The organism is Streptomyces sp. NPDC007084 (genome assembly GCF_040703595.1).
Lineage (GTDB): Bacteria > Actinomycetota > Actinomycetes > Streptomycetales > Streptomycetaceae > Streptomyces.
Genome location: NZ_JBEYFY010000017.1, coordinates 38,076 through 64,975, shown reverse-complemented (window position 1 = coordinate 64,975; position 26,900 = coordinate 38,076). Strand labels below are relative to the sequence as shown.

Below are 26,900 nucleotides of genomic sequence, written 5' to 3'. Positions count from 1 at the left end.
GTGCTCTGCTCAAAGCAGTCGGCTCGTCGCCGGTACGGCGGGGCGGACCCGTCGGTCGTCGAGGTCGTCGGGGAGCTGAGAGACATCGATCCCTCCGTTGGTGGTGGTGCAGAACGGGTCGGGGGCGTCCCAGCGGCCGGTGAAGGCGAACGCCGTCGACCTGCATCCGCCGGACGAACCCTGGGTGTCCTCGCAGGACGCGCAGCCGCCGTCGACGTGACCGGAACGGTTGTGCACGTAGACGGGGTTGTTCCAGGTGGTCAGCCAACTGACCTCGCGGACGTTGCCGTAGTCGGTGTAGTCCCGCAGATAGGCGCAGCCGACGGAGCGGCCGGTGGCGTCCACGCCGGCGTTCTGCCAGCAGCAGTTGCCGTCCTTGGGGTGCCAGGAGGTCATCAGGTGGACCTTGTCGGGCACGCGCAGCGCGTCCAGCGCCGCCATCTGGTCGGGCAGCCGCAGCGCCAGGTCGCTCCACTGGGTGCGGGCCCGGCCCAGGGGGTACAGGCGGAGCACTCCGACCCGGGGGACGCCGAGTTCGGCGGCGAGGTCCAGCACGCCCTGGAGTTCGCCCACATTGCGCCGCGTCATGATGACGAGCAGGGAGACGGGGAGGTCCGCCGCCAGGGCGTCGCGCACGCCCTGGACGGTCCGGTCGAAACTGCCGGGCGCCTGTACGTGCCAGTCGTGGGTGTCGGCGGTGGCGCCGAGGACGTCGACGTAGACCTCGCCGATGCCGATCTCCTTGAGCCGGGCGGCGACTTCGGGGGTGAGCAGGGTGGCGTTGGTGCGCAGGCGGGTCATCACGTGGGGCGTCAGCTCGGCGAGGAGGTCCAGGGCGTCCGGGCGGTTGAGGGGTTCGCCGCCCTCGACGAAGACCTCGATCACGCCGGAGTCGGCCATCTCCTTGACGAGCGAGGCGTATTCGGCCCGGGTCATCTCGTCGTCGCGGGGCTCGGCCGCGCAGTCGCCGTAACACTGGCGGCACTTGAGGTTGCACGACTGCGTGACCTGCAGCCAGCTCTTGAGGGGCTCGTTCAGTACCAGTTCCATGGGGCTCCGTCCTGATCGGCACGGTGGATGCGCGCGCTGAGGAGGGATGGCCTGCGCGGCAGGGGGTTACGAGGCCATCTGTTCGTGGGCAGGGGCGGGCCGGCCGGGCCGGGTCCGGTGCAGTTCCGTCAGCCAGCGCAGGAGGTCCCGGCCCGCCGGGCCGAGGCATTCCCCGGCGTGCCCGGCGACCTTGTCGAGCAGGCTGGTGGCCCGGAAGGCGGCCGTCTCGGCGGACCGCCGCAGGTCCGGCTCCCCGCTGTCCTCGGCGCGCCGCTCGAACCAGGCGCGGAGGTGGACGTAGACATGGGCGGCGGCCAGGGCCCGGTCGACGGGCCAGCGGGAGACCTCGGAGGTTCTGTGCCACTCCGGCGCCACGGTGGGGGCGGTGTCGGTGTCGTAGGCCGGGGCGAAGACCGACCGTGTCGCCTGGAGGTCGTAGAGACGCAGGTGTACGAACTCGTGGAGCAGGGCCTCGGCCAGCCGCTCGGGGGTGCGCATGCAGCGGACGGCCACGAACGCGACGCCGGGGATCTCGCGGGTCGAGGCGCTGTCGAAGGCGCCGGGGCCGTCGACGGCGACGACGTAACGGGCGTGCCGCAGCAGGCCGCCCGCGAGGGCGGGCGCGGTGGTGAGCATCAGTTCCACGGCGGCGCGCAGGGTCGTCGCCTGTGCGGCGGTGACGCGCGTCAGGCGGTCCGCGTCCTCGCCGGCGCTGAGGTGGCGGCGGAAGAGGTTTTCGAACGCCCGGTGGACGTCGCCCGGCAGGGCCGGGTCCGTGAGCAAGGGCAGCCGGTGGCCGGGCAGTTCGACGGCCCGGGCGATCCCCGCCCTCTCCTCCTCCGCCGCGAGTGTCCCGCCGACGAGGGGGCCGTCCGCGAGCGCGGACAGGGTCGCGGCGCAGGCGGGGGTATCGCGAATTCTGCGGAGTGCCTGGTCGAGTTCATGCCGTACAACGGGTTCGAGAGCGGTCTCGCGAGGAATTCGGTGCCCTGTGGAATCGACCGGCCAGAGATCGGGAGCGACGCATTCGGCCAGGAAGTCGTAACTCTCGTATAACCGGTCGAGAATAGCGGCCGATTGAGCGAAGACGGGGTGCTCGGCGAGCGTGACGAGTGCGGATTCTTGCATACAGTGGCCCCAGTGGAAGGACATCCCCTGCTTGTCGCGGATGCGATGGACGTGCTCGCGGGCGTGCCGCGAGATGACGGGCAGGATCGTGCCAACGGCGCTTGTTGCAAAGGTGCGTTGACGCCGGATGTGAATTCGGCGACTCATCGAACCTGGCACGTCCGGGAAAGTCGCGTCAAGGCCCGCGAGCGGTTCGGAGGACAAAATCCGGCGCCAGGTGAAAGGAACGCAAAGAACGCCCGGGTGACGTGAATGGTGCGCCATACACGGGGTAGGCGGGGCTCGCCGAGTGTGTCCTTCGCTCGCGACGCGCACAGGGGCTCCTCGGGCACATCGTGTGCGCGCCACGCGTCCCCGTCGACGAAGGGACAGTCCCCCTCGATGAGTTCCGCCGCCCCCGCCTCTCCCCCCGCGGACCGCTCCCGGGCGAAGGCCCTGCGCCGGCTGATCACCGCCAACGGGCTCAGTTCGGTGGGGGACGGCGCGCGGTTCGCGGCGTTCCCCCTCCTCGCCGCGTGGAGCACCGGCGATGTGTTCTGGGTGTCCGTGGTAGCGGCGGCGAGCCGTGCGGCCTGGCTCCTGGCGCCGGTCATCGGCACCCTGGTGGACCGCGCGCCCCGGCGCGGGTCGATGGTGGCGGCCGACCTCGCGCGCTGCGCGACGCTGTTCCTGCTGTTCGCCCTCGTGGCGGCCGGATGGACGCCGGTGACGGTCCTGATCGTGCCGGCCTTCGTCTCGGGGGTGGCCGAGGTGTTCTTCGACAGCGCCGCCCAGGCCGTCGTGCCCGCCCTCGCCGCCGACGACCAACTGGAGCACGCCAACGCCCGGGTCATCTCCGCCCAGATCGTCGGGACCGGCTTCGTCGGGCCGCCCGTCGGTGCCGCGCTGTGGGGAGCGTGGCACCCGCTGCCGTTCCTGCTGGACGGCGCGACCTTCCTGGCGTCGGCGGTGCTGGTGGCGGGGCTGCCGAAGGAGCCCGCCCCGGGCAAGGGAGAGCGAGGGGTACGGAGCCTGCTGCGGGGCACCTGGGCCGGGCTGCGGTTCCTGGCCCGCGACCGGGTGCTGCGCCCCCTCATGGTGGTCGTCGCGGTCCTCGGCGTGGGACAGCAGGCGGTGTACGCGGTGCTCGTGGTCTACGTGGGACAGCGGCTGCATCTGCCCGCCTTCGGCTACAGCCTCATGCTGGTCGCCGCGGCCGTCGGCAGCCTCGCCGGAGCGCGGACGGCACCGCGGGTCGTACGGCGGCTGGGTGCCGGACGGAGTCTGAAGGTGTCGGTGACCGTCTCGGCGCTCGGCTACCTGGGGGTCGCGGCGCTGCCCTGGTGGCCGCTGGTCGGCTGCATGCTGGCCCTCAACAGCGCCGGGGTGGTGCTGTGGAACGTGTGCACGGTCTCCGTCCGGCAGCGTCTGGCCCCGCCGGACATGCTGGGCCGCGTGACGAGCGGCTACCGGCTGGCCGCCTGGGGTGCCATGCCGGTCGGCGCGGCGGCGGGCGGCGCCCTCGCCGAACACGCGGGACTCGACGCGCCCTGGGCCCTGGCGGGCGTGCTCCTTCTGGCCTGCCTTCCGCTGCTGGGCGGGGTGGCGCCGGGGCGGAAAGGGACGGCGGGGGCGGCGGGAGTGGAGGGGGCATCGGGAGCAACGGGGGCGGCGGGGGCAACGGGGGCGGCGGGGGATGACACCGGCGAGTCCGGCTGACGGTTCGCGGCGGGCCTGTGGCGCCCCCGTATCCGTAACCCGGACCCGAGTCGAGCCGGGCGGCGCCCGTTGGTCTGGGCGGCAAACCTCCATCACCCCTTCGAGCTGCGGTTTCGATCCTGCTGGAAAGGATGGTGCCGGCGGGGGCGGCGGATTCAGCATGGGACCCGGCGGGACCTCCGGCACACACGGTGACGGGTGCCGGACGGTCCTTCGCCTTCACTCCACTCCTTCGCTCGGAAGAGGACAACCACCATGCGCGAGAACAAGCGAGTCGTCGGTGCCGTGTCCGCCGTGGCCCTGATGGCGGGGCTCTTCACGGCGGCCGGGGTCACGACGGCCGGGGCCGCGGACGGGTGCACCAACAACAACGGGATCACGCAGTACACGGCGTTCGGCACCCAGGGCCAGGGCTTCGAGCTGCGCCGCAACGGCTCCGGCAACAACACCTGTGTGTGGGGCCGGATCGTGGGCGGCAGCCCCGGCATGCACATCTGGATCGACCGCAGCAACGACGGCGGCCGGACCTGGCAGGGACACCTCGGCGAGGCCACCATCACGAGCGGCGGCAGCGTGTGGACGGAGGCCTTCGCCGACCGCAACGGCCAGGTCGCCCGCGCCTGCGGCGACTCGGGCTACAACACGCCCATCCGGTGTACCGGTTGGTACTAGGCGCGGGAGCGGGCCGCCGGTAGGGGGTTCGTGAGGGGCGGTCGCGGCGGCGGACGGATGGTGTCCGGTCGGCCGCGACCGCCCTTGCGTGTGGGTGCCGGGGGGGTGTCACCTCCGGGCGCCGGGTCACCGCTCGCCGCGCAGGACGCCGGCTTCGGGGCGCGCGCCGAGAGCCGGTCGCCGCCTGCCCCCGCGCCGGACTCCGGCTGGCGAACGCCGGGCGCCGTTCGCCAGCCGCAGCCCCAGCCCCAGCCCCCAGGCGCCGATCGGCAGTCGCCGTGGTCGCCGATCGCCGGTCGCCGGTCGCCGGTCGCCGGTCGGGAACGGAACGGGAACGGGGTCCGGGACAGTCCGGGTGACTCGGAGGTCCGCCCGGCGGGCTCCTCCCTCCGTCCCCAGCGACCGTTCAGGAGACCCTTCATGCACCCCCTGCTGCGCATCAGTGAGGAAGTCGGTGACGCGCTGGCCGAGAACCGGCCGGTCGTCGCCCTGGAGTCGACGGTGATCGCGCACGGTCTGCCCTACCCGGGCAACGTGGAGACCGCGCTCGCCATCGAGAAGGCGGTCCGGGAGTCGGGTGCCGTCCCGGCGACCGTCGGGCTGGACGGCGGCCGGTTCACCGTCGGCATGTCCCCCGACGACATGGAGCGGTTCGCGGTCGGCACCGGTGTGCCCAAGGTGTCCAGCCGGGACGTCGGCGTCGTGCTCGCCGGCGGCGGGATGGGGGCCACCACGGTGGCGTCCTCCCTGGTCGCCGCCGACCTCGCCGGCATCCCCTTCTTCTCGACCGCGGGCATCGGCGGAGTGCACCGGGGCGCGAGCGAGAGCTTCGACATCTCCGCCGACCTCGTGCAGTTCACCCGCAGCAAGGTGGCCGTGGTCTGCGCCGGCGCCAAGAGCATCCTCGACCTCGGGCTGACCCTGGAGTACCTGGAGACGCTGGGCGTTCCGGTGATCGGCTACCGCTTCGACCACTTCCCCGCGTTCTACTGCCGCTCCAGCGGACTGCGCGTCCCCCAGCGGATCGACGACCCGGGCGACGTGGCGCGGGCGGTACGGATGCACTGGGCCGCCGGTCTGCCGGGCGGCCCGCTGATCACCGCGCCGATCGCCGAGGAACACGCCCTGGACAGCGACGTCATGGAGGGCGTGATCCAGGAGGCGCTGCGGGCCGCCGAGGCCGACGGGGTCCGTGGTCCCGCCGCCACCCCGTATCTGATGAAGGCCGTCTCGCGGGCCACGGAGGGCCGTTCGGCCGCCGCCAACCGCGAGGTCCTGATCAGCACGGCCCGGCTCGCCGGATACCTCGCCGTCGCCTACGCGGCGACCGCCGAGCCGGCCGGGGAGGGGGCGGCATGACCTCCGCGATCGTCTTCGACATCGACGGGACGCTCGCCAACACCCCCGCCGTGATAGCCGAGTTGATCGCCGACGTGGTGCACGGTCTCGGCGCGTCCCCGAGCCGTGCGCAGGTGCTGGCGACCGTCGGGAAGCCTCTGGAGGCCTCCCTCGCCCGCCTGTTGGGCGTGTCCGTCGACAGCGCGGCGACGGCCGAGGCCGCCGCCCGCTACCGGGCCCGCTTCGCCACCGACGTCCTGAGCCAGGGCCCGGCGCTGCTGCTGCCGGGCGTGCCCGAGGGGCTGGACGATCTGCGGGCGGCGGGGCACCTGCTCGGGATCGCCACCTCCAAGATCTCCTCCAGCGCGCTCGCGCTGCTGGAGGCGACCGGCATCCTCGGGCGGTTCGACACGGTGGTCTGCCACGACATGGTCGAACGCGGCAAGCCCCACCCCGACATGGCGCTGCGCGCCCTGGCCGACCTCGGCGCCCCGGCGGCGGCCTCCTGGTACGTCGGCGACACCGTGACCGACATGGCGATGGCCCGGGGCGCCGCCCTGCGGACCGTGGGCGTCTCCTACGGGGTCGACTCCGCCGAAGACCTCGTCGCCGCCGGTGCCGACCATGTCGTCGCCGACTTCCCCTCGGTGATCCGCGCGCTCCTCCACGGCACCGCCGACACCGTCCGAGACCTCGCCGGGACCCGCCCGGAACCGACCGGAGCCCTGACATGACCGTCCAGACCCCCCAGAACTCCCCCGCCTCTCCGACTCCTCCGACCACCCCGACTCCTCCGACCTCCCAGAACGCTCAGCCCTCCCCAACCTCTCAGCCGTCCCCGACCTCTCAGCCGTCCTCAACGCCTCAGCCGTCCCCGGCCCCTCAGCCGTCCTCGGACACCGCTCCCGAAGTCACCCGGTTCAGCGGGCGGATGAAGGCCGCGCTGCTGGCCCTGTCCATCGCCCAGTTCCTGGTGGCGCTGGACTACTCGATCATCTACGTGGCCCTGCCCAGCATCGGATCGGGCCTCGGCCTGCCGCCCGAACGGCTCCAGTGGGTGGTGTCCGCGTACGCCGTCTTCTTCGCGAGCTTCCTGGTCGTCGGCGGCCGGGCCGCCGACCTCACCGGTCCGCGCCGGCTCTTCCTCGGCGCGCTGGGCCTGTTCGGCGCCGGCTCGCTGGCCGCCGGACTCGCCGGGGACCAGTGGCTGCTGATCGTCTCCCGCGCCGCGCAGGGCGTCGGCGCGGCGGCGCTGACCCCGGCGATGCTGGCCCTCATCGGTGCCGCGTTCCCGGCCGGTCCCGTCCGGTCCCGGGCGCTCGCGATCTGGGGCGCGATCGGCGCGGTGGGCCTCGCGGCCGGGGTGCTGATCGGCGGAGTGCTGACGGCCGCGCTCTCCTGGCGGTGGGTGTTCTTCGTGAACGTGCCGCTCATCCTCGTCACCGTCGCCCTCGCGCTGCGGGTGCTGCCGGCCGGCGAGCGCACCCAGGCCTCGGTACGGCGGCTCAACATCCCCGGCGCGGCCCTGTTCACCGGCGCGGTCCTCTTCCTGGTGGCGGCGCTCACCGAGGCCGCGGTCGACGGCTGGGCCTCCGCGTCCTGCCTCGGCTGCCTCGCCGCCGCCGTGGCGCTGGGCACGGCGTGGACGGCGTACGACCGGCGCCCGGCCGCCACGCCCCTCATCCCGCCGGCGCTGCTGCGGGTGCGTTCGCTCGCCGGGGCGAGCACGATGTCGGCGCTCTACATGGCGAGCGTCGGCGCCGAGTTCTTCCTGATCACGCTCTTCCTCCAGAACGTGTGGGGCTACGGTCCGCTCGGGGCCGGCATCGCCTTCCTGCCGCTAGCGCTCAGCGTGGTGGCGGGCAACCTCGTCACCGGGCGGCTCGCCGGGTCCTGGGGCATCCGTCCCACGCTCGCCACCGGCTTCGCAGTCGGCGCGGCGGGGCTCGCCCTGCTCGGCCTCGGCACGGGCGGCTCGGACTACTGGACCGCCGTGCTGCCGGGCCTGCTGGTCAGCGGACTCGGCCAGGGCATGGCCTTCGCGGGCATGTACATCGCGGGCACCAAGGACGTGCCGGACAGCGAGCAGGGGACGGCGTCGGCCGTCCTGACGACGACGCAGTACACCGGCGGCGCCATGGGCCTCGCCGTGCTGGTCCTCGTACTCGGCGACGCGCCGGCCGGCGCCGCGTTCGGCCGGGCGTACGCGCTGACCGCCGTCCTCGCCCTGATCGCGTCGGCGGTGGCCCTGCGGACACTCGCACCCGGCACGGCGACGGCCGCCGGGGCGAACGCCGGACCGGACGCCGGGGGCGAGCGGTGACGCTGCCCCGTGTGATCGCTCCCGGTACGGGCCCCACCACGGTCGTCGGCGGCACCCCGGTCTCCTTCCTCGTCACCGGGGACGACACGGCCGGCCGCTTCGGCCTCACCGAGCACCGGCTCCCGCCCCGCGCCCCCGGAGCGCCGCTGCACTTCCACAACGAGCTGACGGAGATGTTCTACGTGGCGAGCGGCGACGTACTGCTCACGCTGGGCGGGGAGCGGCGCGTCGCGGGTCCGGGCACGTTCATGATGGTGCCGCCCGGAACCACCCACGCGTTCGGCAACCCCGGCGCCGACCCCGCCACGCTGCTGGTGATGTTCACCCCGGACGGCGGCCGGGAGAAGTACTTCCGCGAGCTGGGCGAGCTGCTGGACTCCTCGCCCGAACCGACACCCGAGATGATGGAGGAACTGGCGCGCAGGTTCGACCAGTTCCCCGCGGCCGAGGGCCTCGTCGCCCCCGAGAAGTGAGGAGAGAACCGTGCCTGTGGTGACCGTGGACTGGTGGAAGGGCAACGACCGACGGAAACGAGCCGATCTCGTGGACGAACTCACCACGACGCTGGCCCGGATCGCGGGATGCCCGAGAGAGGCCGTGACCGTGCTCGTGCGCGATGTCGAGCAGGACCACTGGGGGCGCGGCGGCGTCCTCGCCGACACCCCGGCCGAGGCGCCCGCGGACCGCCCGCCGGTGCCCGAGGACGCCGAACTCCCCCTGGCGAGGCGCGGTTGAGAGTTCGGACGGACACGGTGGGTGGCCGGCGGCGCAATGCCGCCGGCCACCCGGCGTGTGCGGAACGGACGGGCGGCGGGCGGGGCCCGCGTTCACAACCTGGTCCGCCGTCCCGCCCACGAGCCCGATCGGCGGTACACCGTACGAGGGGGCCGGGGCCGTCTCCCCGTGGGGCGCCCCGCGCTGGCCGTACGGCGGGCGAAGCGGCCGACCGGGCCCAACGCCCTTGATCGCGGTGGGGCTTGATCGCGCCGGCGACCTCCCGAACGGGCAGGAAACGGGCATCTCCCGGCCGCGGGCGGGCACCGGTACGCCCAACTCCGCCGCCGGTGGCGGGCCGCGCCCGGCCCGGCCGGACGATCACACGCCGTCACAACGCCGTCGTGGGACCGCCCGCCTCCCCCGCTTCCGCCCCGTCCGCGGACCCGCGCCCTCCGCGACAGCCGACCGCCGCCTCCAACGCGCCTCTCCGACAGGCCCGTTGAATATGCCCCCGCCCCGCGCCCGGCACCCACACCTGGTCTGGACCCTTGCGGAAACTTGTCCTATATCCGCCAGCGCGTCCGACGCGCACATCATGCGAGCCCTGAACCCGCGACCGTCAGTACACGTTGTGGGTCAGAATGTGAACGTCGACGACGGCCGCCCTGTGCCGTTCCCTGCAGAACGTGAAGGAACGGGACGCCGTCTCCGGTCCTGACGCGCGGTCCCCTCTGCGGGCGAGCGGTGGTACGGCGGCCGCACCAGGACCGAGGAGAGGACCCGCGCCATGCGCCAGCCAGCGCCGATTCGCTTTCGCATCCTCGGCTCCCTGGAATGTTGGGACGGGGACGAACGCGTCCACGTCGGCGGACCGGTCAGCGAACGGGTCCTGGTGACCCTCCTGCTCGAACCGCAGCGCGTGCTGCCGGTGCACCGGCTCGTGGAGGCGGTCTGGGACGAGGACGCCCCCGCCACCGCCGCCCACCAGGTCCGCAAGGCGGTCGCCGAACTGCGCCAGCGCATCCCGGACGGCCGCACCCTGATCGCCACCGACGGACCCGGCTACCGCGCCGCCGTCACCTCCGACCAGCTCGACCTGCTCCAGTTCACCGACGCCCTGCGCCGGGCCCGCGACCACGCCGCCGCCGGACTGGCCGCCGAGGCCACGGCACTGCTGCGCGAGGCCCTCGCCCTGTGGCGCGGGCCCGTGCTGTCCGGCAACGGCGGCGCGGTGGTCGACGCGGCCTCCGCGTCGCTGGAGGAACGGCGCATGACCGCCGTGGAGCAGCTCTTCGACCTGCGGCTGGAGGCCGGCGAGAGCGCCGAACTGATCGCCGAGATCCGCGAGGCCATCGGCGGAAGCCCACTGCGCGAGACCCTGCGCGGGCAGCTGATGCTCGCCCTGTACCGCTCGGGCCGGCAGGCCGAGGCGCTGGAGGAGTACGGCACGATCCGCGCCGTACTGGACGAGGAACTCGGCATCCAGCCAGGTGACGCCCTGCGCGAGCTGCACCAGGCCATCCTGCGCAACGATCCCGCGCTGTCCGCCCCGGCCGCGCCCGCCGCCCCGGCACCGCCGACGGTGACCGGCAGCCGCTCCACCCTCCCCTACGACCTGCGCGACTTCACCGGCCGGGAGGAGGAACTGCACAAGCTCCTCGGCTTCGTCGAGGACGCCACCGGCTCCGGGCCGCTCATCGTGGCGATCGACGGGATGGGCGGCAGCGGCAAGACCTCCCTCGCCGTCCGCGCCGCCCACCGGCTCGCCGAGCGCTACCCCGACGCTCAGCTCCACCTCGACCTGCGCGGCTACACCCCCGGCGAGGAGCCGCTCGCGCCGGCCGCCGCGGCCGAGGCGCTGCTGCGCATGCTCGGGGTGCCGGGGGAACGCATCCCCGACGACCCGCAGGGCCGCATCGCCCTGTGGCGGTCCACCATGACCCGGCACCGGATGATCCTGCTGCTCGACAACGTCGTCGACGAGGCCCAGGTGAAACCGCTGCTGGCCTCCCCCACCGGCACCGTCGTCCTCGTCACCAGCCGCGCCCTGCTCGTGGACCTCGACGCGGCCCACTCCGTCTCGCTCGGCACCATGTCACCGCCGGACAGCGTCGCCCTGATCGTCGGCATCATCGGGGAGCGGCGGGCGCACGCCGAGCCCGCCGCGGTCGCCGAACTGGCCGACCTGAGCGGGCACTTACCCCTCGCCCTGCGGATCGCGGCGGCCCGGCTGCGCAAACGGCCCCGGTGGACCGTGCGCTACCTGGTGGACCGGCTCCGCGACGACACCCACCGCCTCGCCGAACTCAGCGCCGGCGAGCGCAGCGTGGAGGTCACCCTGCGGCTGTCGTACGAGGGTCTGGACGCCGACTACCGCAAGTCGTTCCGGCTGCTGGGCCAGCACCCGGGGGCCGATCTCGACGTCTACACGGCGGCGGCCCTGCTCGACCTCGGGGTGCGGGACGCGGAGGACATCCTCGAATACCTCCTCGACATGCATCTCGTGCAGCAGCACGAGCCGGGCCGTTACGCCTTCCACGACCTGGTGCGCAGTTTCGCGCACATGCTGTCGCGGGCCCGGAGTTCGGGCGGCACCGGCGAGTTCAGCGAGGAGGCGGAGGGCGCCGTCCGCCGGCTGCTGGAGTTCTCGATCACCGCCTCGGACGCGGCCTGCGACCTGCTCTTCCCCGGCCGGGTGCGGATGGCCCGGCCGACGCCCTCCTTCCGCCCCGAACTGGCCCCGCTGACCACACCGGAGGCCGCCCGGGACTGGTTCGAGCGCGAGCAGGACAGTCTCCTCGCGGCGATCGCGCTGGCCTTCCGCCGGGGCCTGGACCGCGAGGTCGCCCTGCTCGCGGCGAACGTCGTCTTCCATCTCGATCTGCGCGGCCGGCTCGACGAATTCCTCGCGCTGTGCCAGACCGCGCTCGCCGCGGCCCGCCGGCTGGGCGAGGCCGATCTGCTGCGGCTGAGCCTGTCCAACCTGGCGGTCGCCTGCTGGAAGCGCGGCAGATTCGAGGACGGCATAGCGGCGGCGGTCGAGGCCCACCGCCTCGCGGTCGACCTCGGGGACCTGCGCGGCCAGGCCAAGGACACCGGCGTGCTCGGCCTGCTGCTCGCCACCACCGGCCGCTTCGAGGAGGCGCTGCCCCGGCTGGAGCAGTCGATCGCCCTCAAGCGCGAACTGGGCGCAGAACGGGCCGAGGCCGAGTCCTTGTCGAACGTCAGCGGCGTCTACATGGAACGCGGGAACTTCACGGAGGCGGTGCGGGCGGCCACCCGGTCGATCGAACTCGCCCGCAAGATCGGCGCGTCGGAGAAGGAACTCGTCGGGCTGAACGACCTCGCGCAGATCCAGTTGGCCATGGGTGACGCCGAGGCGGCGGCCCGCACCCTCGCGGCGGGCCGGGAACGGGCTCCGGGTGTACTGGCTCCGGCCGAGCGGGCGCTCCAACTGGTCCTGTCCGCGGAGGCCGAGGGCCGGCTCGGGCACCGCCGGGAGGTACTGCACTGGGTGGAGGAGGCCCTTGCCACCAAGGGACTTGAGGACGCGCCCGTACGGGAGGCGACCGTGTGGAACAGCGCCGGGCGCTTCTTCCGGCGCGGCGGCGACCACCGGCGGGCGCTGGAGCTGCACCGGCAGGCCCACGCCTCGGCGGCCAAGCTGGGCCACCGGGTGGAGGAGGCGTACGCCCTGGACGGCGCAGCGCGGGCGCTGACGGCGCTGGGCGACACGGCGGAGGCGGCCGAACTGGGCGCCGCCGCCGAGGAGGCCTTCCAGGCGATGGCCATCCCGGGACGGGTCCGCCGGGGGGACTGAGGTTCCCGGCGGCGGCCGGGAACCTCGCGGTTCCGTCGCAACCGGGCGGGGCGCGGGTGCCCGTGTGCCGTCCAGGTGCGGGCCGAACGCCCCCTGCCGATGTCCGCCGTGGAGAACGGCGGGCATCGGCAGGGGGCGTCCGGTTCAGCAGGGGGGTGTTCGGTTCAGGTGCGGCGGTTCGCGGGTGGGGGCGCCACACCCCGTCGCGGTGGGGGCCGGGCGGGGCGCCGGCGTCAACCGCCGTACGGCGTCCGCTCAGACGGCGATGACGTTGGGGCCCTCGTCACCGTTCACCCCGACCTTGACCACGTTCGGCCCCTCGTCACCGTCGGCGCCGAGCGTGACCAGGTTCGGCCCCTCGTCACCGTTCACCCCGACCTTGACCACGTTCGGCCCCTCGTCGCCGTTCAGCCCGGCCTTGACGACGTTCGGACCCTCGTCGCCGCGCGCGCCGGCGGCGATGACGTTCGGACCCTCGTCCCCGGTCGTACCGGCCGGAACCACGTTCGGGCCCTCGTCACCGTCAGCACCAGCCGCCACGACGTTCGGGCCCTCGTCACCCTGGACACCGGCCGGGACCACATTGGGACCCTCGTCACCGTCAGCACCGGCGGCGACGACGCTCGGACCCTCGTCACCCTCGGCACCGGCGGCGACGACGTTCGGACCCTCGTCACCCTCGGCACCGGCGGCGACGACGTTCGGGCCCTCGTCCCCGGTCGTGCCGGCGGTGACGATGTTCGGGCCCTCGTCGGAGGCGGGCGCCCGGAGGGGAACGTGGTGGGTACCGGCGTCCCAGGCGACCGAGATGCCGGGGACCGCGTTCGGGCCCTCGTCCGAGACCGGGCCGGCCGCCGTCACCCCGGCGGCGACGCCCGCGCCGAGGGCCAGGGTGATCGCCGCGTAGGTGAAGAAGCCCGCCGAGGTTCCGAAGCCCTTGCTGATCATGGTGTCCGCCTTCTGTCGTCGCGGTGCGGTGCTGACGGAGAGAAAGGTCGCGTCGGGCGCTCCCGGCCTGTTCCGCCTCCGTTACCGGCCTCCCGGGCACGACGGGGAAGGACCCGGGAACCGCGTCGGCGGGGCGTCGGACACCGTCTCGGCACCCGCTCGGCGGCACCGACGACAACCGCCCGCACGACCCGGAACGGGGTCGTGCGGGCGGTTGTCGGACAGGGACGTGCCGGGCGGCCGGAGCGGACGCGCGGCGGGCGTCAGACGTGGTCGGGGCGCCGGCTCACCTCCGCGCGCAGGAGCCGCCCGACCGCGGTGACCGTCTCGGCGGCCTCCTGCGTCGACTCCGCGCTGAGCATCACGTGCCCCTCCGCGCCCGTCCCGTGGCCGGGGATGTCGTCCCCGGAGGCGTACGGGAAGTGCACCCGGTGCACGCCGGGCAGCTCGGACACCGCCTCCAGGCCGGACACCGACAGCAGCCGCCCGGCGGGCAGCCGGTAGGACGCGACGGCGGCGTACCGGTCGGCGGCCGGTACGGTCACGGGTTTGCCCGCGAGCACCTGGACGAGTTCCTCGTCGGGGTCGAAGCCCGTCGCCAGCTCGATCAGCGAGGCCAGCGGTTCGTCCGGCCAGGTGGCCCGGGAGCGCACCACCCGGGGTCCGTCGGCGGTCAGGACCACGACGGTATAGGCGTAGCCGAACTCGTAACCGGCCAGGTCGAGCAACTCGGTCACGACCGCGCGGGCCTCGGCCTCGTCGCGTTCTCCCAGGGGCGCCGGGAAGAGGTGGCTGCTCGGATGCCAGGCGCCGTGCAGGGCCGCCACGCCCACCACCCGGTGCATGCCGTCGACGGTGAGGGTCACGACGCCGTACTCGGGGCCTTCCAGATACTGCTCCACCAGATACGAGCGCTCGCCCGCCGTCCCGTTCAGGGGGCAGCCGTTCCCGGGGCAGGCGGGCAGGGTGCGTACGGTGACCTGGGCGCCGATCTCCTCGACGGCGGCGGGCAGTTCCTCCGCCGTACGGGCGCGGGCCGCGGGGACGTACGAGTGCCGGCTGCCGTTGAGCAGGGCCCGCATGGCGACGGGTTCGCCGAGCAGCCGGGCGGCGTCGGGCGGGTTGGGGGTCACCCCGAGGCGGGCCGCGGTACCGGCGACGGCGGCGAGTTCGGCCGTACCGGCGCAGGCCAGCACCCGTTGCGTCCCGTGGACCAGGACCGACGTCTCGACCGCGGCGGCCAGAGCCGTCTCGTCCGTGAAGTCGACCACCTCCAGGGGCACTTCGGGGGGAAGGGGGCCGTCCTCGGGCGGGCGGGTGTCCGTGAGCACCCGTACGGCGAACCCGGCCGCGACGGCCGCGCGCACCAGACGAGGCGGGGGACAGACCAGCAGCAGCCGCTGCGGAGCGCTGTCCCGGGGGTCGGGCTCTCGGTGGCGGTCGGCCGTCGCGCTCATGGCTGGCTCCTCGTCTCCTCGACGGCGGGCGGGACGCGGCGGGTGTCGGATCCCCCGACGCCCGCCGCGCCCCGGACAACTGATGGCCGTACCGGCCCTGATGGCCGTGACGGCTCCGGTGGCCGAACCGGCTCTGCCGGCCGTGACGGCTCCGGTGGCCGTCCCGGTCGTACCGGCCGTGACGGCTCTGGTGGCTCGTTCATGGGTGGTTGCTTCCTTGCGCGTAGGGGCGCCGGACCGGCTCTCCTGGTCGTGCTCCGCGCGTCCGGGCGCGGAGTGGCGCTCCACGGGAGTGTCCCGACGGCCGTTCCCGGATCCCTCCCCGTGCGTTCCCGGCACTGGCCGAATCACGGCCCTGGCGCCCCGGCGGCCGGGGAACCGGCCGGGAAGGGATCGGGAACGGGGCCGGGCAGGCTCTTTCCGGGACCTCGACCTACCACGGCGGCCGTCAGGATCCCCCCTCGCTCCGCCGGGCACGGAACGTGCCCGCACCACCCGTCCCGGACCCGTCCGCGGCCGCCTCCCTTCGTCCGACTGGAGCCCCCCGTGAGCGCCACTTCCCAGGAGCCCGCCTCTGTCCTGCCCTTCCGCCGGGCCGGTACGGACGCCGGCCGAACCGTGCCGACCGCCACCTCTCCCGACCTCGCCGGTACCGGTCTGCTGCGCCTGATGCGCGAGGACCTGCACGTCGTCGTCGAGCGCGACCCCTCCGTACGCGGTCGCCTCGAAGCGGCGCTGCACCCCGCGCTGACCGCCCTGTGGACCTATCGCCTCGCCCACCGCCTGCACACCCGGGGACACCGGATGACGGCCCGGCTGCTGTCCCGCTGGGCCCGGCGGCTGACGGCGGTCGAGATCCACCCGGGGGCGGTCCTGGGCCGCCGGGTGTTCATCGACCACGGAGCCGCCGTGGTCATCGGCGAGACCTGCACGGTCGGCGACGACGTGACCATCTACCACCAGGTGACCCTGGGCGCGGTGGGCTGGTGGAGCGACAACAACCGGCCCGAGGGCGACCGCCGGCACCCGGTGGTCGGCCGCAACGTCGTCCTCGGCACCAACGCGACCGTGCTCGGTCCGGTGACCGTCGGCGACGACGCGGTCATCGGCGCGCAGGCCCTGGTCAACAAGGACGTCCCGGAGGGGACCCGGATGCTGGCAGCCACCGCGACGACGGGCAAGCGGCGCCGGCCGTCCGAGGACGTCATCGCGAGCATCGCCTCGGCCGGTTCCTGGTAGCCCCGGCCGCCCGGCCCCGCCCCGCACCACCCACCGGCCGCCCACGCGGAGCGCCCCCACCGGCCGCGCCCACCGACCGCCCGCGCCGGGCGCTCCCACCGGCCGACCGCACCGGGCGCCCCGCACCGACCGCTCGCACCGGCCGCTCCCACCGGTCCCCGCCGGGCGTTCCCTCCGCGCACGACCTCCCGCCCGCGACCGAACCGCGCCCGAACGGCCGCCCACAGCAACCGAACTGACGAGGACTCACATCATGCGAACCCTTGCACCGCACACCCCGGCCCGGACGTCCCCGCAGACGCCCCGGCCGTCCCTGGTCCGGCCCGTCGTCGCCGACGGCATCGACGACCTGGTGGGGGCCACCCCGCTGGTCCGGCTGAGGCTCGAAGGAATGGCGGCCGGCGCGGAGATACTGGCCAAGCTGGAGGCGGCCAACCCGATGTCCAGCAGCAAGGACCGGGCGGCCCTGTACATGCTCAAGGCGGCCGAGGCCCGGGGCGATCTGGCGCCGGGCGGCACGATCGTCGAGGCCACCTCCGGAAACACCGGCATCTCGCTGGCCGCCCTCGCCGCCGCGCGCGGCTACCGCTGTGTCATCGTCCTGCCGGACAACGCGACGACCGAGCGGGTACGGCTGCTCGCCGCGCTGGGCGCGGAGGTCGTCCAGACCCCGGCGGACCGGGGCTACCCGGGAGCGATCGAGAAGGCCGAGGAGATCCACGCGCTCACCCCGGGCTCCTGGTTCCCCTGCCAGCACGAGAACGCGGACAACGTGGCGGCCCACTACGCCACCACGGGACCGGAGATCACCGCCGCCCTCACCGCGACCGGACGCCGGGTCGACACGCTCGTGTGCGCGGTCGGCACCGGCGGGACCCTCACCGGCATCGCCCGCCATCTGCGCGAACAGGACGCCGGGGTCCGGATCGTCGCGGTCGAACCGCAGGGGTCGCCGCTGCTGTCGGGCGGGCAGCCCGGACGGCACCGCATCCCGGGTCTCAACGGCGGTTTCGTCGCCCCGACCACCGACGTCTCGCTGATCGACGAGGTGATCGCGGTCGGTGACGCCGACGCGCTGCGCACCGCCCGCGAACTCGCCGCCGGGCAGGGCCTGTTCGTGGGCGTCTCGTCCGGCGCCGCCGTCTACGCCGCCCATCTGCTGGCCGCCCGCCCCGAGTACCGGGACAAGACGGTCGTCACCGTTCTGCCGGACACCGGCGAGCGCTATCTGAGCATGTGGGAGGACCCCTCGTGACGCTGTTGGTGTCGACCCTGAAGAGGTTCGGCGACGCGGTCAAGGTCCGCATCGGGGAGACGACGACCACCCGGTACATCGCGCTCGCCGAAACCACCGACGGCCGCCTCGGCATCTTCCACCACCACATGCTGCCCGGCGCCGCGGGAGCGGCCCCGCACTACCACACGCGCATCACCGAGACGTTCTACGTCCTCTCCGGTGAGGTCACCGTCCACGACGGCACCCGCTGGCACCAGGCGCACGCCGGCGACCTGCTGCACGTGCCCGAGAACGCCGTGCACGGCTTCCGCAACGACAGCGACGCCCCGGCGGAGATGCTGATCATCTTCACGCCGGCCGAGAACCGCGAGGGCTACTTCACCGGCCTGGCGGAACTCCTGGCCGACGGGAACGTCCCGACGCGGGAGGAGATGGTGGCGCTCATGGAGAAGTACGACCAGTTCGAGGTCGACGCGGACTGACGGATCGTCACTCCCCTTTGTAACCAGCCCGGTTCACCGGGATCACCCCTTTCCCCCACTCCGTTCGACAACCTCCAGGAGTCATGACATGAGTCCCGTCAACTGGGCCCGTTTCGGCCTGCTCGCCGCCCTCTGGGGGTGCAGCTTCGCCTTCATCAAGGTGTCGCTGGACGCCTTCGAGCCCCTCCAGCTCGCCTTCGGGCGGCTGCTCGTGGGCGCCCTCGTCGTCTCGGTGATCCTCGCCGTGACCAAGGGTTCCGTCCCCGACCGCAAGGTCTGGGGGCACATCGTGGTGGCCTCGGTGTTCGGCAACGTCGTGCCGTTCACCCTGTTCGCCGTCGGTGAGCAGCACACCACCGCCACCATCGCCGGCGTCATCCAGGGCGCCACGCCGCTGGTCACCCTCGGCCTCGCGGCCCTGGCCATCCGCGCCGAGAAGCCCACCGCCCGCAAGGTCACCGGCCTGGTCATCGGCTTCGTCGGACTGATCGTCGTGGTCGGCCCGTGGCGGACCCACGGCTTCGGTTCCATCGGCGGGCAGCTGGCCTGTGTCGGGGCGGCGGTCAGCTACGCGGTCAGCTTCGTCTACCTGCGGCGTTTCATCGCCCCGCACAAGATCCCGGCGCTCTCCGTGACCGCCGCCCAGCTCACCTCCGCGATGGTCATCACCGGTCTGATCACCACGTTCACCATCGGCTGGGACCGGCCGGGACCGCTGACCGCCGGTCCGCTGCTGGCCCTCCTGGTCCTCGGCGGCGCGTCCACCGGTATCGCCTTCGTGCTGATGAACCGGCTCATCGCGGACGCCGGCCCCACCACGGCCTCCGGCGTCAACTACCTGGTCCCGGTGTTCTCCGTGATCGTCGGCGCGTCGGCCCTCGGCGAGTCGGTGACGTGGAACGTGCCGGTGGGCGGCGCGGTGGTCATCGCCGCGCTGGCGCTCGCCGAGGGACGGCTGCCGCTGCCGTCCCGGCGTACCACGGCTCCGCCCGCGGCCACCGCCTCGCCCACGGCCGCCACGACCCCGCAGGCCGCCTCGACGCCCCAGGAAGGCGCCGACCGGACGCAGCCGACCGTCCCCCAGGAGGCCTGCTGACCGGCCCCGCGGCCGGTCAGCACCACACCACGCGAAACGCCGCACGGCGCGCTCCCGACCCCGGGGGCGCGCCGTGCGGCGTTTCGCGTGCGCACGCGCGCCGGTCTCCGGGAACGGCCGGCGTCCGAAGTGCCGGGTGGCGAGCGGGTGTCCCGTGGCGAACCGGTTCCCGTGACCGCTCCCGGGGCCGGGAGCGACGGGGGACACGACCGGGAACCCTCCGCGCGAACCTTCCACAGGAGCAGGAAGCCACCGGAGAACACCGCCACCGCAGAAGGAAACCACCGCGGAGCCGAGAAGGACCGCGGCGACCGGACCCGGGGCTCCGCTCCCGCCGTCGGCGGACGGCCAGGCCCCATCGGGTACCACCGTCCACCGCCCGCGCTCCCCCACCGCACCGGCAGACCGACGCCACCGCGCCGGCCTTCGCAGACAGGAAGCAGCCACCGGCATGCCCCCATCCACCGAAGCTCCCGTCACCAGCGCCCTCGGCGACGCCCGCATCATCACCGCGGCCGAGTTCGACTTCCGCCCCGTCCCCGGGGCCGACCCCGCCGCCCGCACCAGGGTGGCGACCCCGGTCAGCCCGGCCGCGGGCGCCACCCACGTCACCCTCCACATCGTCCGGGTCGCCGCCGGTGAGTCGTACACCCCCGAGCACAGCGCGGCCGAGGAGAACACCGTCGTGGTGTTCGCCGGCACCGGCAGCGCCGCCGTGGGAGACGACTCCCGCCCCGTGGAACGCGGTTCGGCCGCCTACGCCCCCACCGGACGCGCGCTCACGCTCAGCGCCGACGGCGCCGGGCTGACCGCGTACGTGTGGCGCACCCCGCTCGCCGGCGCCCCCGTCGGCAGCTCCCCCGTCCTGCACTCCTCGCTCTGGGACGACACCACCCAGTTGCGCGGCTTCGGCGGGACCGGACAGATCGAGGCCGCCGAGCGCCGGGCGACCATGAACTTCGTCTTCTGGCCCGGCAACGGCAGCGGCCGACTGTGCCTGCACTGCGGCATCCAGCAGCCGGGCGAGACCTTCAACGTCCACCTCCACCCCGACAGCGACGAGGCGTTCATCGCCTTCGAGGGCGTCGGCCAGATGTACCTGCGCGACCGGTGGATCGACGTCAGCGCGGGAGACGTGCTGTACGCCTCGCCCGGTGTCCTGCACGGCGCCCGCAACCCGCACACCGGTCCCACCGCCCGCCGCTTCGTCACCTGCGGCGGCCCCAGCCCCTACGACCCGGCGCTCTACTCCGCCGCCGGCTACTCCTCACAGGTCAGGTGAACGCAGCGTGTGCCGCATCTACGGAACCTTCAACGTCCACTCCGACCAGGCCGAACTGCGCCGGGTCGCCGACCTCATGCACCACGGCGGTCCCGACGCCCAGGGTGTCGCGCACCGGTCCGACTGGGCGCTCGGCAACAACCGGCTGTCCATCATGGACCCCGAGGGCGGCGCGCAGCCGTACCACCTCGGCCGGGTCACCGTCGTCTTCAACGGCGAGATCTACAACCACCGCGAGCTGCGCGAGCGGCTGACCGGCCTCGGCTTCCACTTCGACGACCACTGCGACGGCTCGATCCTGCCCGCGCTGTACCTGACCTACGGTGACCGGTTCGCCGAGCACCTGGACGGCATGTACTCCGTCGCGATCATGGACCTGCGCAGCACGCCCCGTATGGTGCTGGCCACCGACGACTCGGGCATGAAGCCGCTCTACTACCACTGGGAACAGACCACCGGGCGCTTCCACTTCGCCTCCGAACTGCCCGCGCTCCTCGGCTTCTCGGGGGTGCGGGCGGAGGAGGACGAGGCGGGGCTCGACGCCTATCTGACCTCCAAGACGCCGTTCGGCGACCGCACCATGTTCCGCGGGGTGCGGGTCATGCCGCCGGCCGCCACCGCCGTCCTCGGCCACCGCGACGGACTGCGCGTCAAGCAGCGGCCGATGGCCCACGAGCGCGGTCTGCGCCCCGACAAGGACCGCACCCTGGAGGAGGCGGGCGAGCAGCTGCGCGACCTGCTCGCGACGGAGGTGTCGCGCCTGCTGGTGGCGGACGCGCCGGTCGCGGCGGTCACCTCGGGCGGCCTCGACTCCAGCCTCGTCACCGCGCTCGCCGCCGAGGCGCTGCGCGCCGGCGGGGGCCAGGGCAGCCTGGACACCTTCAACATCGCCTACACCGGCACCTGGCCGAGTGACGAACGCGCCTACGCCGCCGAGGTCGCCCGCGCCGCCGGCACCCGGCACCACCAGGTCGAGATCGATCCGGCCACCTTCCCGGACCTGATGACCGACGTGGTACGCCACCTCGGCCAGCCCAACGCCGACCCGATCACCCTGTCCACGTTCTCCCTCTTCCGCGCGGTCCGCGACGCCGGCTTCAAGGTGGCCCTCACCGGTGACGCGGCGGACGAACTGTTCGGCGGCTACTCCCGGATGACCCAGGCGGTCGCCGCGCACCACGGTTCGGACTGGATCGGCGACTATCTCGACCACCTCGCGGCCGTCCCCCGGGCGCTGCGGGAGAGCCTGTACACCGACGAGTACGCCTTCGCCGTGAACGCGGTCGGCTCCCCGCTGCCCGCGGAGATCCGGCGCATCCTGCACCGCGGCCCCGACACCCGGCTGCAGCGCATCGGCGCGGTGGAGCAGCGCTACCGGCTGCCGGCCTACCACCTGCGCCGGGTGGACCATCTGTCGATGGCCAGCTCGGTCGAGGTGCGGCTGCCGTTCTGCCAGCCCTCCGTCGTCCGGTTCGCGTCCACCCTGACCGACGCGCAGCGGCTCGTGCCGGGCGAGGGCGTGAAGCGGGCCCTGTACCGGTCGGCGCGGGGCCTCGTCCCGCGCAGTGTGCTCGAACGTCCCAAGCAGCCCTTCACCCTCCCGGTCACGGCGATGCTCGCGCCCGGCCAGCGGCTGTGGACCCTCGCCCGCGATGTGCTGTCCCCCGCGACGCTGCGCGCCGACGGACGCGTCCGCCCCGAGCGGGTCGACGCGCTCTTCGACGAACAGGCCAACCGGCCGAGCGACTCCGTCTCGCTGGCCCTGTGGTCCCTGATGTCGCACCAGCTCTGGCGCCAGGAGTTCTTCGCGACGGCGGGGGCGGCCACGACCGCCCCCCTGACGCTGCCCGCGCCCGGGCGGATACTCCAGGAGGCGGCGGCATGACCGTCAGCCTCGCCCGAGCGCACGGCACCCCGTGCCCGACCGCAGTGGTCGACGCCCGGACCCTGCCCGAGTCGGAACCCGAACTGCTGGCCCGGCTCACCGAGTTGAGGTCGGCGCTCGCGGACCACGGAGCGGCGGACGTCCTGAAGAACGCGCTCGTCCAGCCCTCCCGGCACCCGCTGTTCGACCTGGACTACCGGTTCGTCCAGTCGATGCCGGACCGGCTCGACAGCTTCGACCTGCGGGGCTCCTGCGGGCACTCCATCCTCGCCGCGGTGGAGGCGGCGGCCCGCACCGGCATGATCCAGCCCCTGGTGCCAGGCTGCCGGGTCCGGGTCAACGTGCTCAACAACGGCGACAACGTGGTGTGCGAGGCGGAGGAGACCTCCGACGGCGGGACCCGCTTCACCGCGCACTTCCTCTGCTCGCCGCCGCGGCCGGTCGAGGAACTGCTCATCACGGGCGAGCCGGTCACCGGTGTCCGGTTCGAGGGCCGTACGGTCCCGGTCTCGCTGGTGTCGATGGGCAACCCGTATCTCTTCGTGCACGCCGTCGAGTTGGGCGTCGGCGCGGTCGAGGAGCTGTTCGCCGACGACCCGCTGCTGTTCGACCGGATGACCCGGCTGCGCCGCGCGGTCTGCGCCGCACAGGGCTGGGACAGCACCGGCGCCTTCCCCAAGGTGGCCGCGCTGCTGCCCGACGGCCCCGGCGCCCTCGCGGTGCGCGCCATCTCCGTACCGTCCTGGCACCCCACCGTGGCCCTCACCGGCGCGACCTGCCTCGCCGCCGGCGCCGCCGTCGAAGGCACCCTCCCGCACCTGCTGTCCGGCGCCGCCGAGCAGCCGGAGAACGGCATGCTCGCCCTGCGCACCCCGGGCGCCACCGTCCGCGCCTCGGCCCGTACGACGGGCGGCCCGCACGACCGCCGGCTCGCCTGGATCTCCGTCGCGGAGAAGCAGGTCGACTACCGCGGCCACTTCCTGCCCGCCCCCACCTCCCAGGAGTTGTCATGGCTTCCGCAGACAGCCTGACCGTGCCCGACGCGCCGGACCTCACCGACGCCCCCCTCCCCCTGCCGGCCACCGGCCTGACCCCGGCGATCCGCGAGCGGCTCGCCGCCTGTGCCCGCGACGCCGACCTGAGCGGCGAACCCGACCGGCGGGCCCTGGCCCTGCTGCGCGAGACGGGACTGCTCGGGCTAGCCCTGCCGTACGAGTACGGCGGCACGGGGGCCGACGCCCACGCGCTGAACACCGCAGTCGAACAGGTGGCGCAGGTCAACGCCTCCGCCTCGATCATGCTGTTCCAGCACTACGCGGTCAGCACCCGCATCCTCGAACACGGCAGCCCGGCGCTGCGCCGCAGGCTGCTGCCCCGGCTGGCCCGGGGTGAGTGGCTCGCCGCCTCGGCCTGGAGCGAGACGGGCGCGGGCGCGAACAAGAAGCACCTGTCGACCACCGCCCGCCGCACCCCCGACGGCGGCTGGGTCCTGGACGGCGCCAAGTCCTTCACCACCAGCGCCGGACTGGCCGACATCTATCTGGTGCTGGCGCAGACCGACGAGCCCGCCCCGGACGCGGCGCCGGACACCGGGTACGGCTCCGCGGGCCAGACCTTCTTCCTGGTACCGGCGGACACGCCCGGTCTGGAGCCGGACACCTCGCTGCGGCTGACCGGCATGCGCGGTTCGGCGACCGGTTTCGTCTCCGTCCACGACTGCCATGTGCCGGACACCGCCCGGCTGGGTCCGGTGGGCGCGGCGGCCTCCATCATCGCCGGCGTCCGGGACAGCGGCGCCACGCTCGGCGCGGTGTCCGTCGGTCTGGCGCAGGCGGCGCTCGACCTGGCCCACGAGCACGCCGAGCGGCGCGGTCTGACGGCCCAACAGGCCGTACGGCACCGGCTGGTGGACATCGCGGGCGAGGTCGAGGCGGCACGCGCGGTCGTCGAGCGCACCGGGCGTCGTACGGCTCCGGACCCGGGGATCGCCACGCTGCACTCCAAGCTCTTCGCCTCCTCGGCCGCGGAGCGTGTCGTGGGCGCGGTGGAACGGCTGCTGGGTTCGGCCGGCTATGTCGCCTCGAACGAGATCAACCGCTACGGCCGCGACGCGCGCGCCGTCGCCCTGATGGGACCGACCAACGACCTCTGCAAGGAACTGGTGAGTCTGACGTGGAACCGTTGAATCCCGCATCCGGCACGGAACCGCTGAGTTCCGCATCCGGCCTGGAACCGTTGAACTCCGCATCCGGCATGGAGCCGTTGGGTTCCGTGTCCGCCAGGGAGCCGTTGAGTTCCGTGTCCGCCATGGGGCCGTTGGGCTCCGTGTCCGGGGATCTGCCCGCCGATCTGGTCGTCGAGGGCGGCCGGCTCGTCACCCCCGACGGCGTCCGTGACGGCACGGTGGTCGTACGGGACGGCCGGGTCGCGGCCCTGCTCGCCCCGGACGCGCCGGCGCCCGCGGGCCGGCGGCTGGACGCGCGTGGCCGGTATGTGCTGCCCGGTCTGATCGACTCGCACGTCCACTTCCGCACTCCGGGCCTGGAGTACAAGGAGGACTGGGGGCACGGCAGCAAGGCGGCCCTCGTCGGGGGCGTCACGACCGTGCTCGACATGCCCAACACCCGTCCGCCGTCCCTGGACGAGGCCGGTCTGATCGCCAAGGACGAGGTGATCCGCGGCACTTCGTGGGCCGACTACCGCTTCCACCTCGGCGCCGACCCCGACCATCCCGAACTGCTGGCCGACATCGACCCCCGCATAGCCACCTCGGCGAAGGTGTTCATGGCGGGCCACCACACGGCGCCGGTCGTCTTCCGGGACGCCGAGCAGTTGCGGCGGGCGTTCGCCGCGGCGGCCCGGGGCGGCATCAGGCTCGTCCTGCACGCCGAGGACCAGCACGTCTTCGACCTGCTCGACGCGAGTTCGAACGCCCCCGGCTCGTACGGCGAGTACGAGCCGCACCGGCCGCGCTCGGGAGGCATCGTCGCCGTCGCCCAGGTCGTACGCCTGGTGCGCGAGTACGGCACGAAGGCGCACATCCTCCATGTGTCGTCGGCGGAGGAGGCCGACCTGCTGTCGGCCGCAGCGGCCGAGGGACTGCCCCTCACCTTCGAAGTCACCGGCCACCACCTGTCGTTCACCCACGACGACACCACCCGGCGCGGTCCGCGCACCCGGCTCTCGCCGGCCATCCGCGAGTGCCGGGACCAGAAACGGCTGTGGCGCGCGGTGCTGCACGGTGAGGCCGCCACCCTGGGCAGCGATCACGCCCCGCACACCGTGGAGGAGAAGAACCGCCCGCCGGCCGACGCGCCGCCCGGCCTGCCCGGCGTCCAGGAGCTGGCCACCGCCGTGTGGACCGGGCTGCGTACCCGGGAGATCGGCCCGGACGAGGCGGCGGCCCATCTGGCCCGGCTGATGGGCTCGGGGCCCGCCCGCCTCTTCGACCTGCCCGGCAAGGGCCGGCTCGAACCGGGCGCGGACGCCGACCTGACGCTGCTCGACCCGGCCGCGCGCTGGCAGTTCTCCGCGCACGACGTGCGGGCGCTGTGCGGCTGGTCGGCGTACGAGGGCTGGACGTTCACCGGACGCTTCACCGCCACGGTGAAGGCGGGACACGTCGCCTGGGACATCCGGACGGGCTTCTCCGGCCGCCCCGAGGGCCGCTGGCTCCAGGGTTCGGCCCGGCCGCTGGAGGTGGCGCGGTGAGTTCGACACTGCTCGCCTCCCAGCCCTCGGCCGGGACCGGGACTAAGACCGGGACTAAGACCGGGGCCGGGACCGGGGCTGAGACCGGGGCTGGAGTCGGCCAGGATCTCGCGGAGGCGTTCCGTGCCGCGATGTCCGCGCTGGCCGCCCCCGTCACCATCGTCACCTGCTACGACGACCGGGGCCGGCCGCGCGGGCTGACGGCCAGCGCGGTCAGCTCGCTCTCGCTGAGCCCGCCGCTGTTCCTCGTCTGCCTCGACCGCAACTCCCGTACGCACGACGCTCTCACCGACGCCGAGGACTTCGCCGTGCATCTGCTCGGGCCCGGCGAGGAACACCTCGTCAAGCGGTTCATGCGGCCGGCCGAGCGGCGCTTCGACGACATCCCGCTGGCGGCGGACTCCCACCGGGCGCCCGTCATCCGGGACGCGTCGCTGACCCTGACCTGTGTCCGACACGACGTCCTGGAAGGAGGCGACCACACGATCCTGGTGGGACGGGTGACCGGCGTGGGCGGGGAGCCCGCGCACTCCGGTGGCCTGCTCTGGCACCGCCGCGGCTTCGCCCACGCGCACCGCCCGTGAACCGGAGGGCGGGGGCTGCCCCCAGAACGAACGGCAGCCCCCGCCCGGGGCACGGTTTTACGCCCCCCATCGCCGTCTCCCCAAGGGAGTTGCTCATCGCGGTGAGCCGGGAAGAGAAGCTCGCGCCGGCACTCTGACCAAGGCCCCGACGGGAAACGTCCGTCACCGCACCGGCCCGCACCGACGTGCCCCTGACGCGCCACTCCGCAGCTCGGACGTCGTCCACCGTCCCG

At 73.8% G+C, this 26,900-nt stretch carries 22 protein-coding genes and 1 pseudogene; 19 read left to right on the top strand and 4 right to left on the bottom strand.

From position 1 onward, the window contains the following. Positions 1–9: 9 nt before the first annotated feature. A complete protein-coding gene (locus tag AB0912_RS16815; protein WP_366700234.1) occupies positions 10–1,050 on the bottom strand; it encodes a radical SAM protein in 1,041 nt (346 codons plus the stop codon). A gap of 66 nt (positions 1,051–1,116) precedes the next feature. Beyond that, positions 1,117–2,178, bottom strand: coding sequence for an HEXXH motif-containing putative peptide modification protein (locus AB0912_RS16810; protein ID WP_366700232.1), 1,062 nt, complete (start codon positions 2,176–2,178; stop codon positions 1,117–1,119). 381 nt (positions 2,179–2,559) lie between these two features. Between AB0912_RS16810 and AB0912_RS16805 the strand changes: the two genes are divergently transcribed. The 8 genes from AB0912_RS16805 to AB0912_RS16770 all read left to right on the top strand — a co-directional run bounded on the left by AB0912_RS16805 (position 2,560) and on the right by AB0912_RS16770 (position 12,746). After that, positions 2,560–3,876, top strand: a complete 1,317-nt coding sequence (locus AB0912_RS16805) for an MFS transporter (RefSeq protein WP_366700230.1) — start codon at positions 2,560–2,562, stop codon at positions 3,874–3,876. A 255-nt stretch (positions 3,877–4,131) separates the two neighbouring features. Continuing rightward, positions 4,132–4,548: a glycosyl hydrolase gene (locus AB0912_RS16800; RefSeq protein WP_366700228.1), complete on the top strand. Its 417-nt coding sequence runs from the start codon at positions 4,132–4,134 to the stop codon at positions 4,546–4,548. A gap of 420 nt (positions 4,549–4,968) precedes the next feature. Then, entirely contained in the window at positions 4,969–5,907 is a 939-nt protein-coding gene (locus AB0912_RS16795) for a pseudouridine-5'-phosphate glycosidase (RefSeq protein WP_366700226.1), read from the top strand. Continuing rightward, positions 5,904–6,620 carry an HAD family hydrolase gene (locus AB0912_RS16790; protein ID WP_366700224.1) on the top strand — a complete coding sequence of 239 codons (717 nt, stop codon included), beginning with the start codon at positions 5,904–5,906 and terminating at the stop codon, positions 6,618–6,620. The genes AB0912_RS16795 and AB0912_RS16790 overlap by 4 nt, the downstream gene beginning before the upstream one ends. A 197-nt stretch (positions 6,621–6,817) precedes the next feature. Beyond that, positions 6,818–8,209 (top strand): MFS transporter, encoded by a 1,392-nt coding sequence (locus AB0912_RS16785; RefSeq protein WP_366700222.1) that lies wholly within the window; start codon positions 6,818–6,820, stop codon positions 8,207–8,209. Between the two features lie 11 nt (positions 8,210–8,220). Next, on the top strand, positions 8,221–8,682 hold the full coding sequence (locus AB0912_RS16780) for a cupin domain-containing protein (RefSeq protein WP_366700220.1): 462 nt from the start codon (positions 8,221–8,223) through the stop codon (positions 8,680–8,682). 10 nt (positions 8,683–8,692) lie between these two features. Further along, positions 8,693–8,944, top strand: a complete 252-nt coding sequence (locus AB0912_RS16775) for a 4-oxalocrotonate tautomerase family protein (protein ID WP_366700218.1) — start codon at positions 8,693–8,695, stop codon at positions 8,942–8,944. 769 nt (positions 8,945–9,713) lie between these two features. Continuing rightward, positions 9,714–12,746, top strand: a complete 3,033-nt coding sequence (locus AB0912_RS16770; protein ID WP_366700216.1) for a BTAD domain-containing putative transcriptional regulator — start codon at positions 9,714–9,716, stop codon at positions 12,744–12,746. A 255-nt stretch (positions 12,747–13,001) separates the two neighbouring features. On the opposite strand, the gene AB0912_RS16765 is transcribed toward AB0912_RS16770, so the two are convergent. Beyond that, a complete protein-coding gene (locus tag AB0912_RS16765) occupies positions 13,002–13,694 on the bottom strand; it encodes a hypothetical protein (RefSeq protein ID WP_366700214.1) in 693 nt (230 codons plus the stop codon). A gap of 263 nt (positions 13,695–13,957) precedes the next feature. After that, entirely contained in the window at positions 13,958–15,151 is a 1,194-nt protein-coding gene (locus AB0912_RS16760) for a hypothetical protein (protein ID WP_366700212.1), read from the bottom strand. 669 nt (positions 15,152–15,820) lie between these two features. Here AB0912_RS16760 and epsC point away from each other — a divergent pair. From epsC to AB0912_RS16705, 11 genes and pseudogenes are all read left to right on the top strand, one after another. Then, positions 15,821–16,390, top strand: a complete 570-nt coding sequence (gene epsC / locus AB0912_RS16755) for a serine O-acetyltransferase EpsC (protein ID WP_366700350.1) — start codon at positions 15,821–15,823, stop codon at positions 16,388–16,390. 253 nt (positions 16,391–16,643) lie between these two features. Beyond that, complete coding sequence (locus AB0912_RS16750; RefSeq protein WP_366700210.1) at positions 16,644–17,645, top strand: cysteine synthase family protein; 1,002 nt, start codon at positions 16,644–16,646, stop codon at positions 17,643–17,645. Next, a complete protein-coding gene (locus tag AB0912_RS16745) occupies positions 17,642–18,109 on the top strand; it encodes a cupin domain-containing protein (protein ID WP_366700208.1) in 468 nt (155 codons plus the stop codon). Before AB0912_RS16750 ends, AB0912_RS16745 begins: the two co-directional genes overlap by 4 nt. An 88-nt stretch (positions 18,110–18,197) precedes the next feature. After that, complete coding sequence (locus tag AB0912_RS16740; RefSeq protein ID WP_366700206.1) at positions 18,198–19,205, top strand: DMT family transporter; 1,008 nt, start codon at positions 18,198–18,200, stop codon at positions 19,203–19,205. 451 nt (positions 19,206–19,656) lie between these two features. Continuing rightward, on the top strand, positions 19,657–20,487 hold the full coding sequence (locus tag AB0912_RS16735; RefSeq protein WP_366700204.1) for a cupin domain-containing protein: 831 nt from the start codon (positions 19,657–19,659) through the stop codon (positions 20,485–20,487). A 7-nt stretch (positions 20,488–20,494) separates the two neighbouring features. Continuing rightward, complete coding sequence (asnB, locus tag AB0912_RS16730; protein ID WP_366700202.1) at positions 20,495–22,372, top strand: asparagine synthase (glutamine-hydrolyzing); 1,878 nt, start codon at positions 20,495–20,497, stop codon at positions 22,370–22,372. Continuing rightward, a complete protein-coding gene (locus tag AB0912_RS16725; protein ID WP_366700200.1) occupies positions 22,369–23,403 on the top strand; it encodes a PrpF domain-containing protein in 1,035 nt (344 codons plus the stop codon). The genes asnB and AB0912_RS16725 overlap by 4 nt, the downstream gene beginning before the upstream one ends. Further along, positions 23,382–24,557 (top strand): acyl-CoA dehydrogenase family protein, encoded by a 1,176-nt coding sequence (locus AB0912_RS16720; RefSeq protein ID WP_366700198.1) that lies wholly within the window; start codon positions 23,382–23,384, stop codon positions 24,555–24,557. The genes AB0912_RS16725 and AB0912_RS16720 overlap by 22 nt, the downstream gene beginning before the upstream one ends. Beyond that, positions 24,545–24,643 (top strand): annotated as a pseudogene (locus tag AB0912_RS16715) (hypothetical protein); the annotation flags it as partial. The gene AB0912_RS16720 and the pseudogene AB0912_RS16715, both read left to right, overlap by 13 nt. A gap of 27 nt (positions 24,644–24,670) precedes the next feature. Continuing rightward, the gene (locus AB0912_RS16710) at positions 24,671–26,083 is read left to right on the top strand and encodes a dihydroorotase family protein (protein ID WP_366700348.1); all 1,413 of its coding nucleotides are present in this window, start codon (positions 24,671–24,673) and stop codon (positions 26,081–26,083) included. Next, on the top strand, positions 26,080–26,667 hold the full coding sequence (locus tag AB0912_RS16705; RefSeq protein ID WP_366700196.1) for a flavin reductase family protein: 588 nt from the start codon (positions 26,080–26,082) through the stop codon (positions 26,665–26,667). The genes AB0912_RS16710 and AB0912_RS16705 overlap by 4 nt, the downstream gene beginning before the upstream one ends. Positions 26,668–26,900 lie beyond the last annotated feature (233 nt).

Coding starts and splice junctions, on each gene's coding strand:
- AB0912_RS16815 (WP_366700234.1), bottom strand. CDS start 1,050: ATGGAACTGGTACTGAACGAGCCCCTCAAGAGCTGGCTGCAGGTCACG.
- AB0912_RS16735 (WP_366700204.1), top strand. CDS start 19,657: ATGCCCCCATCCACCGAAGCTCCCGTCACCAGCGCCCTCGGCGACGCC.
- AB0912_RS16720 (WP_366700198.1), top strand. CDS start 23,382: ATGGCTTCCGCAGACAGCCTGACCGTGCCCGACGCGCCGGACCTCACC.
- AB0912_RS16750 (WP_366700210.1), top strand. CDS start 16,644: ATGCGAACCCTTGCACCGCACACCCCGGCCCGGACGTCCCCGCAGACG.
- AB0912_RS16740 (WP_366700206.1), top strand. CDS start 18,198: ATGAGTCCCGTCAACTGGGCCCGTTTCGGCCTGCTCGCCGCCCTCTGG.
- AB0912_RS16765 (WP_366700214.1), bottom strand. CDS start 13,694: ATGATCAGCAAGGGCTTCGGAACCTCGGCGGGCTTCTTCACCTACGCG.
- AB0912_RS16785 (WP_366700222.1), top strand. CDS start 6,818: ATGAAGGCCGCGCTGCTGGCCCTGTCCATCGCCCAGTTCCTGGTGGCG.
- AB0912_RS16760 (WP_366700212.1), bottom strand. CDS start 15,151: ATGAGCGCGACGGCCGACCGCCACCGAGAGCCCGACCCCCGGGACAGC.
- AB0912_RS16790 (WP_366700224.1), top strand. CDS start 5,904: ATGACCTCCGCGATCGTCTTCGACATCGACGGGACGCTCGCCAACACC.
- AB0912_RS16725 (WP_366700200.1), top strand. CDS start 22,369: ATGACCGTCAGCCTCGCCCGAGCGCACGGCACCCCGTGCCCGACCGCA.
- AB0912_RS16810 (WP_366700232.1), bottom strand. CDS start 2,178: ATGCAAGAATCCGCACTCGTCACGCTCGCCGAGCACCCCGTCTTCGCT.
- epsC (WP_366700350.1), top strand. CDS start 15,821: ATGCGCGAGGACCTGCACGTCGTCGTCGAGCGCGACCCCTCCGTACGC.
- AB0912_RS16795 (WP_366700226.1), top strand. CDS start 4,969: ATGCACCCCCTGCTGCGCATCAGTGAGGAAGTCGGTGACGCGCTGGCC.
- AB0912_RS16800 (WP_366700228.1), top strand. CDS start 4,132: ATGCGCGAGAACAAGCGAGTCGTCGGTGCCGTGTCCGCCGTGGCCCTG.
- AB0912_RS16770 (WP_366700216.1), top strand. CDS start 9,714: ATGCGCCAGCCAGCGCCGATTCGCTTTCGCATCCTCGGCTCCCTGGAA.
- AB0912_RS16805 (WP_366700230.1), top strand. CDS start 2,560: ATGAGTTCCGCCGCCCCCGCCTCTCCCCCCGCGGACCGCTCCCGGGCG.